Here is a 16,749-nt window from a genome sequence, read left to right as displayed (position 1 = left end):
GAAAAGTTCTGATACGCGAAATGAAAGGCGCCCAGATCAGCGCCTCCCATTCTCATTTCGATTCAGTTCATCCTATTTCACATCTTCCAGTAATTTCTCATAAATCGGGAAGCAGTCAAATGTTGCGAAATAATCCTTCGGTGTCTCAGCACGGCGAATCATCTCGAAGCTTCCATCCTCATGAAGAAGAATCTCAGAAGATTTCAGTTTACCATTATAGTTATATCCCATAGCAAAACCATGAGCTCCTGTATCATGGATCACAAGGAGATCACCCATATCTACCTTCGGCAGATAGCGGTCAATAGCGAATTTATCATTATTCTCGCAGAGGGATCCAGTTACATCATATTTGTGATCGCATGGCTGGTCTTCTTTTCCCATAACAGTGATGTGATGATAAGCACCGTACATTGCAGGACGCATCAGGTTAACTGCACACGCATCTACACCAATGTACTCTTTGTGAGTATGTTTCTCATGGATTGCCTTTGTTACCAGGCAGCCATACGGTCCCATCATGAAACGGCCCATCTCTGTATAAATCGCAACATCGCCCATTCCTGCAGGAACAAGAACTTCCTCATAAACTTTGCGGACACCTTCACCGATCTCTCTGATATCGTTTGGAGTCTGATCTGGTTTGTAAGCGATTCCGACACCACCGGAAAGGTTGATAAACTTCACATGAGCGCCTGTCTCTTTCTGAAGTTTCACTGCCAGTTCAAACATCTCTTTTGCTAACATTGGATAGTACTCATTTGTCACTGTATTACTTGCAAGGAATGCATGGATACCGAATTCCTCGGCACCTTTCGCTTTCAGAGTCTTGAATGCTTCAAAGATCTGCTCGGTAGTCATACCATATTTTGCATCTCCTGGGTTGTCCATGATGTCATTGCTGATCTTGAACACTCCGCCCGGATTGTAACGGCAACTGATCACTTTCGGAATATATCCGACAGCTCTCTCTACGCTCTCGATATGAGTAATATCATCCAGGTTGATGATTCCGCCGATCTCATTTGCATATTTGAACTCTTCTTCCGGTGTATCATTGGAAGAAAACATAATGTCTCCTTCTTTGCATCCGATTGCTTTGGACATCATCAGCTCTGTCATGGAAGAGCAGTCACATCCACAGCCATACTCCTGAAGAATTTTGATCAGGAATGGGTTTGGAGTTGCCTTTACAGCGAAGAATTCTTTGAAACCTTTGTTCCATGCAAATGCTTCTTTTACTGCTTTGGCATTCTCACGGATGCCTTTTTCATCATAAAGATGGAAAGGGGTTGGAAACTGTTCGTTGATTTCCTGGAGCTTCTCCAGGGTGACAAATGGTACTTTTTTCATAATAATCTTGTCTCCTCTTACTTCTTGTGTATATGTGTATATAAATGATCCTGACAGTACTCATAGTTTCCGTTGCATTTGGAACAGAAACGGAATTCCAGATTTGGATCATCTTTCTCTGTACGGCCACAGACTGCACATTTATGTTTCGTCACTCCCTGTGAACTGCCAGGGAATGGCACCGTCTTGCTTTCTCCCATTGCTCTCTTAAACTGATTTCTCCGATGGACTTCTTTCGGATTGTATCGGCTGAGATTTCTTGTGCTCAGGAAGAAGATGATAAAGTTCAGTAAGGATGCAATGATTGGCAATGCCATAAACCATGCTCCACCCATGACATATCTCACAATGTCATATGTCACGATCAGGGCATATACGATTGCCATCCACTTCATCTTGATCGGGATTACAAAGTACAGCATGACTCTCATATCCGGATATGTCAGCGCATATGCCAGGAAAATAGACAGACTGATATAATACGTAGAAAATTGTGCTCCATTCAGAAAAGGATCAAACACTCCTTTTGTAATAATATAAAAAATAAATGCAGAAATTACCGTAAAAATCATTCCTGATATAATATACACGGTAAATCTAAATGATCCCCATGTACGTTCCAGTGATGCACTGATCGGATAATAAAAGAACAAAATCGCGATCACAAACCACAGCGTAGATGATGTAGACGGTGGATAAATAACCCATGTGACCAGTCTCCATATCTGTCCCTGAAGGATCTTGGAAACATTTAAAGTCAACATACCTAATACACTTGGATTCAGGATCATCAGCGCGTATCCCAGCACATAACTTACGATAATATAGATCGTAAGATTCTCAATTCCGCGTCCGTGAAATTTTCGTTCCAGTTTGTCAATAAATTTCATAAGTCTCCTTTGCTAAATCAGAAAAATTTCTTCTTGGAAAGAAATACCGCCGCAATGATACTTGCCACAATGGAGAGAATGATAATGATCAAAAATCCCCACGATGTCCTTGAAAACGGCATTCCCAAAGCACTTACGTTCATACCGTAAGCACTGAAAATAATGGTCGGTATACTCATGACAATGGTGATGACTGCCAGTACTTTCATAACGATGTTCAGATTATTGGAAATAACGGAAGCAAAAGTCCCCATCATACTGCTCAGGATCCCGCTGTAGATATTCGCCATCTCGATGGCCTGCTTGTTCTCGATGATAACATCCTCCAGAAGCTCCGTGTCCTCCGGATACTTCTTGATGCTCTCAACCTTCAGCAGTTTCTCCAGCACCATCTCGTTTGACCTCAGAGATGTTGTAAAGTATACCAGTGATTTCTCCAGTTCCAGAAGCTCCATCAGCTCCTGATTTCTTGTAGACAGATGAAGTTTCTCCTCTATCTGCTCGCTCTTCTTATCTATAATACGCAGATATCTCAGATACATGCTCGCATTACGGTACAGGATCTGCAGAATGAAACGTGTCTTCATATTCGTATAGAAGTTTCTCACTCTGCCTTCCATAAATCTGGTCAGCACCTGGGTGTCCTCCAGACAGACTGTAAAGATCATCTTCTGAGTTACTATGATACCAAGAGGGATGGTCACATACCAGTCCTTCTCATTACGTTCTTCAATCGCAGGTACATCTGCAAGGATAAGGGTATAATTGTCCTCCACTTCAATACGGGAACGTTCTTCCTCATCCAAAGGCGCGCGCAAATCGTCCACCTCTATCCCAAACTGCTCGGAAATTTCAAAAATCTCTGTTGCTGTAGGATTCGTCAGTGCAATCCAGCATCCCTCCTGAGGTTCCTGTATTTCATGGATTGAGCCATCGATTGTCTTAAAAATCCTTACCACGATCCACACTTCCCTTCTTCTCTCGATTTCCCCTCATATATAAGCTGCTCCTCATCCCTGTATCACAGCTTACACCATGTCCTGTTTTTGTACAAAGACTCAACAATCATTATAGTTTGAACATGAATTTTTGTCAATTCATATGCTTTCGGTTTACAAAACTTTTACACTTCGCTATAATAAAGTCATATATGTGCCCGCTACATGTACACACTACATAAAAATTGCAGCTCTCATCTATATTACAGTCAGGCGGATATTCTCAATTGAAGCAGGGGACTTACTTGATCTGATTAATATATCAGGAAGATTTCCGTAATCAAAACCAGAGCAGCAAACAGCAGCAAAGTTACTGTTTACTCCCTTCTCAGTAACACCGCAAAGCACAATAGATCAACAAAGAAAGGATATAAATCATATGAGTCAGTCATCATTTGGAAATAAATTCAAGGTAACTACCTGGGGTGAATCCCACGGAAAAGCTCTCGGAGCCGTAGTAGACGGATGCCCTGCTGGACTTCCGCTCTGTGAAGAAGATATTCAGGTTTTTCTTGACCGAAGAAAACCTGGGCAGAGCAGATACACCACTGCCCGCAAAGAGGGCGATCTGGTAGAGATCCTCTCCGGAGTCTTTGAGGGAAAAACTACCGGTACTCCAATCTCTTTAATGGTAAGAAACACAGATCAGCGTTCCAGAGACTATGGAAACATCGCGTATTCCTACCGTCCGGGACATGCAGACTATACCTTTGACCAGAAATACGGTTTCCGCGATTACAGAGGCGGCGGACGTTCTTCAGGACGTGAAACCATTGGTAGAGTTGCAGCAGGCGCCATTGCCTCCAAAATCTTAGGAGAACTCGGTATTTCCATCTGCACCTACACAAAATCTATCGGACCTGTAGAAATCACTTCCTTTGATAAAGAAGAGATCAACAACAATGCGTTCTACATGCCAGACGCACAGGCAGCAGCCAAAGCCGGAGAATATCTGGAAGAATGCATGAAGAATCAGGACAGTGCAGGCGGGGTTATCGAATGCCGCATCACTGGAACCCCGGCAGGCCTCGGCGATCCGGTCTTTGATAAACTCAGTGCTCTTCTTGCACATGCTTTAATGTCTATCGGAGCAGTTAAAGCTGTTGAGATCGGCGACGGTATCGGTGTAACTTCCTTAAATGGCTCCATCGACAACGATGGCTTCACCATCAAAGACGGCGAAATTGTCAAAAACTCCAACCATGCAGGCGGCATCATGGGCGGCATCAGCGACGGCAGTGAAATCGTCCTCCGCGCCCACATCAAGCCAACTCCATCCATCAGCCAGCCGCAGCAGACTGTTACCAAAGATAAAGAACCACTCTCCCTGGAAATCCACGGCCGCCACGATCCGGTCATTGTTCCGAGAGCAGTTGTTGTAGTCGAATCCATGGCTGCCATCACATTGGCAGATGCACTCTTCACTAATATGAGCGCACGTATGGATAGAGTTCGTGATTTTTATCTTTGTGATAAATAGTAAAATTAGAATCCAATGTTATTCATGACCAAATAACTGCTCCGCAGTTTATCAGGATGACCAGACAGAAAAATCCCTCCGCCAGAATTTTCCTCTTATGGCGGAGGGATTTTTTTATCATCTTATCTGATATCAATTCATTGAACCCACTGATTATTCTTCCGGAACCGGCCAGATTCTGATGCTGTTCGGCTGTGCAATCTTAATCGGCTTGCCATTCATTACGATAATATTCTTTTCATAATCCACTGTAAAAGTAGTCAGTGTATTGCTTGCATGATTAGCCAGTACCAGGTGCTTGTCATCCGGTAAAAGTACCAGATCTTTCGGATATTCGCCGCTGATCGGAAGTGTAAACTTTCTTGTCAGCATACCAGTTTCCTCATCACGCTCAAACATGGAAACTGTATCCTCACCTGCTGTTGTGCAGAACAGATGCTTGCCATCATTTGCAAGCGACAGTCCGGATGCCGCATTATGTGTATCATGTACATCTTTCTTCGCACTTGTCTCAATCGTCTGAACCAGCTCAAACTCCGGAGCCTTACCACTTCCATCATACTTGTAAGCCTTAATCTCATTACTGAGTTCAAACAAAATATAAGCAAACTTACCATCATCACTGAAACGGATAATACGCGGACCGCTCTCTCTCGGACATCTAAGAATATCTACTAACTCCAGCTTATCACGCTGCTTGTTAATACGATAAATCTTCACCTGATCAATTCCATTATCTACCGCACAGAGATACTTATTATCCGGAGTCGGACGAACACAGTTTACATGCGGACGGAAGTTACGCTCTGCAACACTTCCAAGTCCTGTATGGAACACACCATCCATCAGACTTCCCAGTCTGCCGTCCTTATGAGTATGTACAACGGTCACCTTACCGTCATGGTATCCGGCAACATAAAGATATTTGCCGTCAACATCTGTAGAAAGGAAACAGCCTCTCATTCCATCAATGTTCACACTGTTGATACGTGAAAGATCACCGTTCTTATCACGTTCAAACACTGCAACACCCTCATCCTCGATAGAATAAAGATACTTACCATTCTTCGAAACAGCCATGTGGGACGCATTGCTTACTTCAACACTGCTGCGCTCTGTAAGAATACCATTCTCCACATCAACATCATAAACATGAATTCCCTGTCTGGAAGAGCCATGTGTGTAACAACCCACATAAGCTACATATTTTTTCTCACTCATAATGCTTCTTGCCTCCTGCTGTCCTTTTCAATACATCATCAATTAAACAGCCATCTAATCCTTCATAAATCATGGCTGTTCAATTCCCGATGCACTAATCTTCTGCCTATTTGTTCTGGCCGGCACTGCCATATGATGTCGATATTATAGCACATTTTGCCAATGCTCACAATACAGCACACCCTATTTTTATGTATTTTTCCAAATCCAAAGTTACCCGGTTCTAACAATTCCCGATTCTTCCCTCTCCTTTAACTACATTCCACATCTCTGATTTCCAGCTCGCGAAACCGCACCTGAACCAAACTATTTTTCTGCCGGGCGCCCCTTTATCAAAAAAGCTGCCATCCCATCTCTGAAACAGCAGCCATTTTTTCATTCTTATTTAAAACAATTTCCAACAGCCTCAAGTGTTCTGTCAATAATCTCATCTGTATGTGCCACAGAAAGGAACATAGCCTCAAACTGAGACGGTGCCAGATGAATCCCCTGTGCCAGCATCCCCTTAAAGTACTCAGAAAACGCCTTAATATCCGCACTCTTGGCAGAAGTATAATCCACAACCTCCTGCTCCGTAAAGAACAGACTTCCCAAAGAAGATACATGATTCACATGATAAGGCAGTCCTTTTTCAGCCAGAATCTTCTCCATTCCGCCGTAAAGTCTCTCCCCTTTCTTCTCCAGATCTTTATAAATCTCCTGATGCTCATACAGATATTTCAGCTGAGTCAGTCCCGCAGCCATAGCAATCGGATTACCGCTTAAAGTACCAGCCTGATAAACCTTACCAACCGGAGAAACCAGCTCCATGATCTCTCTTCTTCCGCCATAAGCACCAACTGGCATACCCGCACCAATGATCTTACCATAAGTAACCAGATCCGGTTTCACTCCGAAATACTCAGCAGCACCGCCGAAAGCCAGACGGAAACCAGTAATAACCTCATCAAAGATCAGAAGCGCACCATACTCATCGCAAAGCTTTCTCAGACCTTCAAGGAATCCCTTCTTAGGTGGGACCACACCCATGTTGGCTCCGACAGCCTCAACGATCACTGCAGCAGTCTGGCCATCTGCCTGCTCCATCAGAGCACGTACACTGTCCAGATCATTATAAACAGCTGTCATGGTATCCTCTGTGCATCCTTTCGGCACACCGGCACTGTCCGGCACACCGCTTGTCATAACACCGGAACCTGCGCTTACCAGCATGGCATCACTGTGTCCGTGATAACATCCTGCAAACTTAATGATCTTATTCTTTCCTGTAAATCCTCTGGCAACGCGGACTGCACTCATAACAGCCTCTGTACCGGAGTTTACCATACGCACCATATCTACATGCGGAATATGATCACAGATAAACTCTGCCATCTCCACTTCAATTGCAGTTGCGCATCCAAAGCTCAGACCTTTTTCACATGCTTTCAACACGCTTTCTTTTACTTCCGGGAAATTGTGTCCCAGGATCATCGGTCCCCAGGAATCAATATAATCCACATACTCATTTCCCTCAACATCATAAATATAACATCCGTCTGCACGGTCAATAAATCTCGGTGCCATACCGATCGGACCGTATGCACGTACCGGGCTGTTTACACCGCCCGGGATTACTTTCACTGCTCTGTCAAATAATTCCTCTGATAAACCCATCAGCCGATTCTCCCTTCATCCATGCATTTCGCAAGTTCTTTTGCATAATAAGTCAGGTATATCTGCGCACCTGCACGGTAAGCGCTGACTGCCATTTCACACATGATACGTTCTTCCTCGATCCAGCCCATCTTTGCGGCAGCTTTTACCATTGCATACTCGCCACTTACGCTGTAGGTAGCAACCGGTACATTTACTGCCTTGGAAACCTCAGAAACCATATCCAGATAAGACATTGCAGGTTTTACCATAATGATATCTGCGCCTTCTTCCACATCTGTCAGAGCTTCTTTCATGCCCTCTCTTCTGTTGTGGAAATCCATCTGATAGCTCTTTCTGTCACCAAAGGACGGTGCAGAACCTGCTGCATCACGGAATGGTCCGTAGAAAGCAGACGCATATTTTACTGCATAAGACATGATCGGTGCTTCATAATGTCCGTTTGCATCCAGTGCCTCACGGATGGCACGTACACGTCCGTCCATCATATCAGACGGTGCAACCATATCTGCACCTGCTTCTACATGAGAAACCGCAGTCTTGGCCAGTAATTCCAGTGTAGCATCATTATTTACATCATGACCGCAGAGAACTCCGCAGTGACCATGAGAAGTATACTCGCACATACATACATCAGTGATATAATACATATCCGGGAACTGCTTCTTCGCTTCTCTTAAAGCTTTCTGTACAATTCCGTTCGGATCATATGCTCCGCTTCCAACTTCATCTTTGTGATCTGGAATGCCGAACAGCATAATGTTGTTTACACCTGCATTCTGCAGACGTTCCAGTTCAAAAGGAAGACGGTCTACACTGTAACGGTACTGTCCTTCCATGGATGGGATCTCTTCTTCAATCCCTGTTCCTTCTTTTACAAATAATGGATAGATAAGGGAGGACTTGTCCATTCTTGTCTCTCTTACCATCTTTCTCAGTTTCTCACTGCCTCTTAATCTTCTCGGTCTCTGAATTAAGTCCATTTCTTCCACTCCTTTTACTGTTATCGCCTGATATCAGAATCTCTGCTCACCCTCACAGAAATCATTGCAGAATGTCAGACAAAAGTCTGATCCAGACAATAAATATAAATATATTTTTATTGATAATTTGTAACTATTCCGCAACCTGCTATTCCATGAGATACTGAATAGTTACGATAATTTTATCAACAATTTTCCTGTCTCATTTCTTCTACAAGTTCGATCAGGCTCTCAATGGTTGCTTTCTTCGCCATCCGTGTCTGCATTCCATATGCATCTGCAGCAGCTTTCGTCTGCTTTCCGATACATGCAGCCTTTACAGTCGTATAATCAAGCCCCAGAGTTCCCTCCACGAAGCCTTTTACAGTAGAAGCACTGGTAAATACAACACAGTCCACACTGCCTGTCTCAAATTCTTTTTTCTCATCGATCAGTCTGCTCTTTTCATAGCGGGTTGTGTAGGTAGCAATATCATCTACTTTCGCACCTGCCTGCTCCAGCAGTTCTGGCAGCTTCTGATTTCCGGCTTCTGCTCTCGGGATCAGAATCTTCTCATTTCCCTGCAGTTCTTTTGCAAGCTCTGCTCCAAGGGTATCTCCATCATACACACTCGGCACAAAATCCGCCATAAGATGATGCTCTTTCAGTTTCTTCTTCGTGCCCTCACCGATCACTGCGATCTTTGCCTGTCCCAGACTGCGCACATCCATCTCTTTTCTGTCCATCTCGTCAAAAAAGATTTCTACGCCTGCCGGACTTGTAAAAATGATCCACTGATAAGTATTCAGCTTCTCAAATGCCTCATACAGTTTACTGTTATCCTCTACAGGCACTGTACAGATAGACGGCAGTTCCAGCACCTCTGCACCCTTTTTGCGGAGCAGATCTGCAGTTTTTGAGATATGCTGTCTCGGTCTTGTCACCAGCACTTTCCAGCCTGCCAGCGGAAGTTTCTCATACCAGGCAAATTTATCTGCCAGTGAGCAGACCTTTCCGACAACAATGATGGCCGGTGTCTCGATTCCCTGTCTGTCCACTTCTGCTTTCAGAGTACTTACGGTTGCGACCACTCGCTTCTGTCCTGCGGTAGTTCCTTTCTGAAGTACTGCAGCCGGCATATCCGGGTCCATTCCTCCATCGAGAAGTCCCTTACAGATATCTTCCAGTGCAGCGATTCCCATCAGGAATACCAGAGTTCCTTTTGTCTGGGTCAGTGCCCTGAAATCAATATCATATTCCTGTCCTGCACGTTTATGCCCTGTAATAATATGCAGGGAAGAACAGAAGTCTCTGTGAGTCACCGGAATCCCGTTATAAGCCGGAACAGAGATCGGAGAAGTCACTCCCGGCACGATCTCATACGGAATCCCATTCTCGGAAAGAAGCTCCAGTTCCTCGCCGCCTCTGCCAAAGAGGAACGGGTCTCCGCCTTTAAGTCTTACTACTTTATTCCCTTTCTGGGCTTCTTCCAGAAGAACTTTGTTGATTTCCTCCTGTACCATCGTATGATGGCTTGCTCTCTTTCCTACATTGATCAGCCTTGCATGCTCCGGGATCCTTGCAAGGACTCCCTCGCCCACCAGACTGTCATATACTACTACATCTGCCTGCTGCAGAACTGCCGCACCCTTTAATGTAAAGAGTCCGATATCTCCCGGTCCTGCACCGACCAGCCAAACTTTACCTGCTGCCATTTTTTATTCTCCCCTCTCACAGTCCTCTTTAAGCTGCTTCGCAAGTGCGATACCAAGTTTCTCACACTCCTGTGCAGCACCTTTAATCTGTCCTGTGATCCATTTTCCTGTTGCTTCACTGTAATATAAACCGCGAATAAAGATCTCCTCTCCATTAACTTCTGCAAATGCAGCCACAGGAGAGGAACATCCTCCGTCCAGATATTTCACATATGCACGTTCTGCACTTCCTGCGATCCATGCGTCTCTGTCACAGTATCCATCCAGATAAGAATAATCCTGATCTTTACGTCCCTGCACTGCCAGGATTCCCTGACCTGCTGCCGGGAGCATCTCATCCGGTGTAAAATACCGGTTAATTCTCTGCTCCAGCCCAAGACGTTTCAGCCCTGCTGCTGCCAGGATCAGTCCGGAATACTCCCCGGAATCCAGCTTGCGCAGTCTTGTCTGCAGATTTCCGCGGATACTCTTCACTTCCATATCAGGATACAATTTCTTTAACTGCAGAGTTCTTCTTAAACTGGAACATCCCAGCGGTTTCTCCGGATCCAGTTCTGCCACTCCTTCCGGAAGCACCAGCACATCTCTCGGATCCTCTCTCTTTGAAAAAGCCAGCAGTGGAAGTTCTTCCGGCACTTCCATAGGCATATCCTTCAGACTGTGCACGGAAAGATTACTTCTGCCATCCATCAATGCCCTGTCCAGTTCTTTTACAAAAAGTCCCTTTCCGCCTACTTTATCAAGTGTACGGTCCAGAATAATGTCTCCTGTAGTCTTCATAGTCAGAATATCTACAGATACTCCGGAACCATTGTTTGCTTTATTATTCTGCTCTATGTAACTCTTTACCATCTCGCTCTGCAGAACTGCCAGTTTACTCTCTCTGCTGCCAATGATCACCTTAGTCATCGTTCTCTTCCTCGTCTTCCTGCGCCACTCTCTCCAGTGCTTTCTGTATTTCTTCTCTTACTCTGCGAGCTTTCTTATGATCCAGACCACTTGCTGTGATCCCCACAACTAATCCATCCTGCATATAAATTCCCGGAAAATAGAAATCACACTGTTCTCTGTCGCTGGCAACATTGACATAGATGCCCTCCTGCTTACAGATCCTGTGGATCTCATCATTCAGTTTCCGGTCATTTGTAGCGGCGATTACCATATACGCCATAGCAAAATCAGAACGTTTTACCGGACGTGTGATCAGCTGCACATAACCAGCCTTGCCAAGTTCCATCATCTCCATGGTAACTTTCGGCGCGATCACACGGATATTCCTCGTAAATGACAGCAGCGTCTTCACTCTTCGTGTCGCAATATTGCCACCGCCCACTACCACGATATTTTTATCCGATAAATCTATAAACATTGGAAAGTAAGGCTTATTCTTCATATATTTTCTCCAGTCCTGCCACACACTCCAGGAAAGCTTCCTGATTCAGACTGTCCCGTAAACCAAAAATTAATTTGTTCACCACTTTTCCGGCCGCAGTGTCCACTGCTTTTACTAGATTCTGTCTGTCATCGTCTTCCATCGGTGTCTTCTTCAATATTTTCGCAATCCTTAAATTCAGGTCATTGACTGCCTCGTCCTTGATCTCCTGAATCCTCGGGATCAGGTCTCTTCCGTCCAGCCATTGGAAAAATTCATCCATCTGTTCTCTTACAATGGCACCTGCTGCCTCCAGATTCTCCTGCAGTTCTGCCGGAATTTCCTTAATACGGAAACTGTCCATATCATAAAGTGTAATCCCCTGTATCTTTCCAATAGATGGCTCGATATCTCTCGGAACTGCCAGATCGATCAGAATCAGATTCTCCTTTGTCTGAAGTCCCTGAAATAATTCTTCTTTTAATGTATAGTTCGGACTTGCAGTTGCACTTACCACCAGGTCACACTGTGGAATATACTCCATTCGTTCCCCATAATTAATACGCTTGCAGCCTAACGGAATATTTACAACTCCGCTTCTGTACTGGCGAATAGTCACAGTCACATCTGCCCCAGCTTCTCTTAATGCCTGTGCAGCTACCTTTCCCATTTCACCGTTTCCGATCACCATACATGTCTTATCTTTCAGTGAATAACCGTTATCTGTCAGGAATCCGATTGCCTGATGGATCACAGATGGATTTCCATGTGAAAAAGGAACTTCTGTTTTAATTCTCTTTCCCGCAGTAACTGCCATTCGGAATAAAACTTCCAGAACACCATCTGCTGCAAAGTTCTCTCTTGCCAGATTCAGCGCATCCTTTACCTGGGTAAGAATCTGATCTTCACCGATGATCTGGGATTTCAGTCCACTGGTCAGATAAAACAGATGCTCCACTGCCTCCTGATTCTTTCTCTCTACAAAATATTCTCTGTAAGAATCTTCTGTAATTCCTTTTAACTGGCAAAGGCAGTCATAAAGACAGACTTCCTCATCATCGTCTACACTTGCCCATACTTCCAGTCTGTTACAGGTAGACAGGATCACGCACCCATAGATGCCTTCCTGCTCCTTTATTTTCTCCATGGCTTCTCCGGCGTTCTTCTTTGTAAAAGCAAAAAGCGCACGGATATCTACCGGTGCCATATTATGGTCTATTCCAATCATGGAAATGCTCATAATTCTTAATTCTCCTTCGTATCCCCTTTATTCCTCATCCATTTCACATCAAATAAACAGATTTCCGCACTCTGCTTATTTGATATGAAATGCAGCCGACACAAAATGCCAACAGAAATATCATAAAACATTTCTTATTGGTATGTCAATGCAAACACACAAAAACATAACTATCCTGAACAGGCTGCAAAATCGAAAAATCTTGTAGCTGTCAGGATAGTTATGGCTGTCATCATATTATTTTTGTATTTCCATCACAACTTTACATTTCTTCTTATAACAGGCAATTCCATACTTTAATTTTGTCGGCTTTTGCGCAAAAGTGTCCCGTATGCTGATTGTTTTTCTGTTTTCCCCATTCAGTAAGTAGCTGTTCGATTACCCGTGTCTTATCTACATAATAAAAGTCTTCCTGTCGTATTTCTTCAAAGTTTTCAATTCCGATGGGAAGTTTTTTTAATCCTGCCATTTGGTGCACTCCTCTACTTACAAAACATATACTCTCACTGTTACACATCTTTATTACTTTAATGATAACATGAATCCCATATGCCTGCCAAGTAAAATTGAGACCAAAAAGGGCTTCGCACTGCTGTCATAACAACAATACAAATCCCTCTCTCTTATTTTCTCACCTGTCACGGTGAATATTTTCTTACTCTTAACGGAATTCCGTTCTGTGCTGCCACAATCTTGCTCTGCTCTACTTTCTCCTCACCGATCACATCTACAACAGTGAAGCGTACATCGTCGATATACTGTTTGCAGTCTCTTGCAAATTTCAGCATTGCATCAAAAGATTTCTCTCCGTATGCCGGGCGGACTACTTCATTATAAGAAGCTGCATCCGGCATATTTAAGCTGATGGATACGCTGTCTACTGCCTGACAGACATCCTTCGCTGTAGAACGGTTATGGATCAGGTCTGAGAGCCCATTGGTATTCAGTCTGATCTTAAATGGATATCTTGCTCTCACATATTTGCTTACTTCGATCAGATTCTCCAGTGCCATAGTCGGTTCTCCGTATCCACAGAAAACTACCTCATTGCAGTCTGTAAAATCAAATTCGTCGATTGCTTTGTAAATTTCCTCCAGACTCGGTTCATGGTCGAACCAGAGATTGGATGCCTCACCGATGGCGTCTTCTGTATTTCTGATACAGAAAGTACATCTGCAGGGACATTTGTTGGTAATGTTAAAATATACCTGGTTTTTATATCTGTAAATGATATCTGTTGTCATTTTGTGTTCCCTTCAATCTTTATAATTACTGTTCACTTCGTGCACAGTAACATATTTCGCGATACACAGAATTTATTTGTCATTTATATAACTGTTCTTCTGCTGATATCTGATATTTTTATTTTCCTACATTTGCGATCTTGGTCTTAAATCCAACTCTGTCAAGCGCAGCTCCAATGATCAGGAACATAACTGCACTTCCGCCGGACTGTACAATACTTCCACTGACAGATGTAAAGAAAGATGCAGTAAATCCAAACATAATTCCTTCTGCCACATAATATCCTGTTGCAGAAATCATAAATGCAAGAAACAATGCGATCACATTTCTCTTTGTAACAAGTTTCTTTCCTTTAGAAGAAAATGGAAGACAGATCAGCATCTTGATAATGATCGTTGCAGGTGCCCATACCGGTGCAGTCAAAAGATCCGCTAGACCTCCGCCAATCGCGCCTGCCGCACATGCATAAGGCAGTGGCAGAAATGCTGCTGCAATATAGATCATCGTATCACCCAGATGTACATATCCGCCATTTACACCTACTGGAATATGAAAAATATAGGCAGTCATCAATGTAGTGAGAGCTGCCATTACTGCAGTTGCCGTAATCCTTCTCAATGTAACAGAAGTCTGTACATCCTGTTTCGTTGTTGTTACTTCTGACATAAACTTCTCCTCCTCGGCTGGATCATACCAGCATTTTTAAATATTTTTCAAAACAAACACCGTCATTTCTGTCTGTTCCTTCCAGCACTGCGTCATGAATGGCTCCTGACAGAAAAGCGATTGCCTTCTGCACACATTTCTTCATGGAAATGCCCTTTACCATTCCTGCACTAAGTACAGAAGCGAACAGATCTCCTGTTCCGGAATAGCTTCCACCTTCCTTCACAGAGAAATACCAGGCTGCTTCGTCTTTCTCTACAACAAGATTTCCCATCTTTACACTGCCATCCTCACACAGGATATCTACTCCTGTAATGACAATGGACTCCAGTCCAAAATGAGCTGCCAGTTTTCTTCCCAGTTCTTCGGTCTCACTAAGCAGCTGCTCTTCTTTCATACAGGAAAAAAGTTCCATTTTCTCTTTCATTCCCTGTTCTCCATACAAAAGGAGCAGTGCTTCCGTAATATTCGGTGTGATCACAGTCGCATGCTGTACTAGCACACGCATCTTCTCACATAATTCCTCGGAATAAGTTTTGTAAACATGTCCCTGATCTCCCATTACCGGGTCGATCAGAATATGTGTCCGTTCTGTACAGAACATATCCACAAATTTCAGGATCACATCTACCTGTCTGGCATCTGCCAGAAATCCTGTGTAAACACCATCTGGCTGAAATCCCATTTTCTTCCATTCTTCCATGATCTGCTCCATACGGTCTGTGTAGTCATCACAGAAATAAGAGCCGTATCCTGTCTGATTGCTCAGAACTGCTGTAGGCAGAGGACAGGCCTGCACTCCCATAGCAGAAATTACAGGGATCGCCGCTGTCAGGGAACATTTTCCCATACCGGACAGATCATGAATGACTGCAATTTTCTTCAATTTATCTGTACCTCTTACTTTCTCGTAAATCTGTTCCGAAAATTAAGAAAAATTTACATCCACTATTACTTTTCGCAATTAAAGCAGGAAACTCACCTAATTGGATTAAATTCCAGATTTTCGAAACAAAATTAGAATGATTTTTTATTATTCCATTCTGATCTTATTATTATAGCATCAGATTATTCATCTGAATATATTCAGTTTTGTAATTTTTTTAGAGATCAGTTTTATGTCGGTTTTATTTCTATTAAAAAACTATCGCAATTTCCATTTTATTTCTTATCATGCTCATCATGTTCATTCATAAAAAGTAACAATTTCCGTGTTCATATACTACTTAATTCCTATAGCTAACAATCTACTTTCATTTATAAATATAGTATTATACTTGTAAAAATTGTTATTTTTATATAGTTCTAATTTTTATTGCACTATGTAATCACCCTAATTCTATTCTTCCATCAATGTTCTTAAATGATCAATAATTTTACGCATATACACAATATTACTTGCAATATACTGTGTCATATTATCCATTACATGAATATCATAATTTTGTAATATTTCAAAATTATGTTTCTCAAGTTGGTCAAAAGTTAACAACTCTATCAAATCTTTATTTTTAAACTGGATATCTACCATCTCATGTGCCAATATATTGCGCATATTCAGCAGTCGGATCGCACAATCATAAAAAGAATATTCCGTAGTTGCTCTTTGAACAGATGATATTTCAAAGTTAAATGCTTTTAGACAAGAATTCTTTTTAAAAATTTTTACAATCTGGTTAATAGTAAGTTCCTTAAACAAATCATTATCCTTATACTTTATAGCAGATAACTTTACAGATTCTTCTTCAACATCAATATATGTTCCAATTCGACCTCCGCTATAAAAATAAAGTTGTTGAATGACTGTATTTGGCAATAAGGGAATATTTTTCTCAAATATTCCCCTAATCATCCGTTCAAGTTTATTATACTCTTTGAGAAATTCATAAATCATAAGTGATTTTATTTGAATAGATAAAGTATTTTGATCTATGCTTTTTATGCCATTCAT

At 42.8% G+C, this 16,749-nt stretch carries 16 protein-coding genes and 1 pseudogene; 2 read left to right on the top strand and 15 right to left on the bottom strand.

All coding sequences use genetic code 11. The features are described from left to right. Nucleotides 1-72 precede the first annotated feature (72 nt). From KQI87_RS10250 to KQI87_RS10240, 3 genes are read right to left on the bottom strand one after another with little or no spacing between them, the layout of a single operon-like run. Nucleotides 73-1,353, bottom strand: coding sequence for a diaminopimelate decarboxylase (locus KQI87_RS10250; RefSeq protein ID WP_216460063.1), 1,281 nt, complete (start codon nt 1,351-1,353; stop codon nt 73-75). 17 nt (nt 1,354-1,370) lie between these two features. Next, nucleotides 1,371-2,243, bottom strand: coding sequence for a hypothetical protein (locus tag KQI87_RS10245; RefSeq protein WP_216460062.1), 873 nt, complete (start codon nt 2,241-2,243; stop codon nt 1,371-1,373). Between the two features lie 17 nt (nt 2,244-2,260). Further along, nucleotides 2,261-3,202 carry a magnesium transporter CorA family protein gene (locus tag KQI87_RS10240; protein ID WP_216460061.1) on the bottom strand — a complete coding sequence of 314 codons (942 nt, stop codon included), beginning with the start codon at nt 3,200-3,202 and terminating at the stop codon, nt 2,261-2,263. A gap of 418 nt (nt 3,203-3,620) precedes the next feature. Here KQI87_RS10240 and aroC point away from each other — a divergent pair, with 418 nt between their 5' ends. Continuing rightward, nucleotides 3,621-4,721 carry a chorismate synthase gene (gene aroC / locus KQI87_RS10235; RefSeq protein ID WP_216460060.1) on the top strand — a complete coding sequence of 367 codons (1,101 nt, stop codon included), beginning with the start codon at nt 3,621-3,623 and terminating at the stop codon, nt 4,719-4,721. A 153-nt stretch (nt 4,722-4,874) separates the two neighbouring features. Here the strand turns inward: aroC and KQI87_RS10230 are convergent, their stop codons facing one another. From KQI87_RS10230 to hemA, 7 genes are all read right to left on the bottom strand, one after another. Continuing rightward, complete coding sequence (locus tag KQI87_RS10230; RefSeq protein ID WP_216460059.1) at nt 4,875-5,942, bottom strand: lactonase family protein; 1,068 nt, start codon at nt 5,940-5,942, stop codon at nt 4,875-4,877. 381 nt (nt 5,943-6,323) lie between these two features. Beyond that, nucleotides 6,324-7,598: a glutamate-1-semialdehyde 2,1-aminomutase gene (hemL, locus tag KQI87_RS10225; RefSeq protein WP_216460058.1), complete on the bottom strand. Its 1,275-nt coding sequence runs from the start codon at nt 7,596-7,598 to the stop codon at nt 6,324-6,326. After that, nucleotides 7,598-8,581 carry a porphobilinogen synthase gene (gene hemB / locus KQI87_RS10220; protein ID WP_118509564.1) on the bottom strand — a complete coding sequence of 328 codons (984 nt, stop codon included), beginning with the start codon at nt 8,579-8,581 and terminating at the stop codon, nt 7,598-7,600. The genes hemL and hemB overlap by 1 nt, the downstream gene beginning before the upstream one ends. Before the next feature lie 185 nt (nt 8,582-8,766). Further along, entirely contained in the window at nt 8,767-10,275 is a 1,509-nt protein-coding gene (gene cobA / locus KQI87_RS10215; RefSeq protein ID WP_216460057.1) for a uroporphyrinogen-III C-methyltransferase, read from the bottom strand. Between the two features lie 3 nt (nt 10,276-10,278). After that, a complete protein-coding gene (hemC, locus tag KQI87_RS10210; protein ID WP_216460056.1) occupies nt 10,279-11,184 on the bottom strand; it encodes a hydroxymethylbilane synthase in 906 nt (301 codons plus the stop codon). Beyond that, nucleotides 11,177-11,668 (bottom strand): precorrin-2 dehydrogenase/sirohydrochlorin ferrochelatase family protein, encoded by a 492-nt coding sequence (locus tag KQI87_RS10205; protein ID WP_216460055.1) that lies wholly within the window; start codon nt 11,666-11,668, stop codon nt 11,177-11,179. Before KQI87_RS10205 ends, hemC begins: the two co-directional genes overlap by 8 nt. Beyond that, nucleotides 11,658-12,887, bottom strand: a complete 1,230-nt coding sequence (gene hemA, locus KQI87_RS10200; protein ID WP_216460054.1) for a glutamyl-tRNA reductase — start codon at nt 12,885-12,887, stop codon at nt 11,658-11,660. The genes KQI87_RS10205 and hemA overlap by 11 nt, the downstream gene beginning before the upstream one ends. Nucleotides 12,888-13,078: 191 nt before the next feature. Between hemA and KQI87_RS17555 the strand changes: the two genes are divergently transcribed. Then, entirely contained in the window at nt 13,079-13,225 is a 147-nt protein-coding gene (locus tag KQI87_RS17555) for an SWIM zinc finger family protein (protein ID WP_216460103.1), read from the top strand. 11 nt (nt 13,226-13,236) lie between these two features. Here KQI87_RS17555 and KQI87_RS17240 read toward each other — a convergent pair. The 5 genes and pseudogenes from KQI87_RS17240 to KQI87_RS10170 all read right to left on the bottom strand — a co-directional run. Then, nucleotides 13,237-13,356, bottom strand: a pseudogene (locus tag KQI87_RS17240) (AAA family ATPase); the annotation flags it as partial. Between the two features lie 169 nt (nt 13,357-13,525). Beyond that, nucleotides 13,526-14,131: a TIGR04100 family radical SAM protein gene (locus KQI87_RS10185; RefSeq protein WP_216460052.1), complete on the bottom strand. Its 606-nt coding sequence runs from the start codon at nt 14,129-14,131 to the stop codon at nt 13,526-13,528. A gap of 118 nt (nt 14,132-14,249) precedes the next feature. Next, nucleotides 14,250-14,798 (bottom strand): TIGR04002 family protein, encoded by a 549-nt coding sequence (locus tag KQI87_RS10180; RefSeq protein WP_216460051.1) that lies wholly within the window; start codon nt 14,796-14,798, stop codon nt 14,250-14,252. A 22-nt stretch (nt 14,799-14,820) separates the two neighbouring features. After that, nucleotides 14,821-15,684: a pyridoxamine kinase gene (locus KQI87_RS10175; RefSeq protein ID WP_216460050.1), complete on the bottom strand. Its 864-nt coding sequence runs from the start codon at nt 15,682-15,684 to the stop codon at nt 14,821-14,823. A 453-nt stretch (nt 15,685-16,137) separates the two neighbouring features. Next, the gene (locus KQI87_RS10170; protein WP_216460049.1) at nt 16,138-16,749 is read right to left on the bottom strand and encodes a hypothetical protein; all 612 of its coding nucleotides are present in this window, start codon (nt 16,747-16,749) and stop codon (nt 16,138-16,140) included.

Source organism: Blautia sp. MSJ-9, from assembly GCF_018919065.1.
Classification (GTDB): domain Bacteria; phylum Bacillota; class Clostridia; order Lachnospirales; family Lachnospiraceae; genus Blautia_A.
The sequence above is the reverse complement of the archived record's forward strand: the minus strand, read 5'-3'. Positions and strand labels throughout refer to the sequence as shown.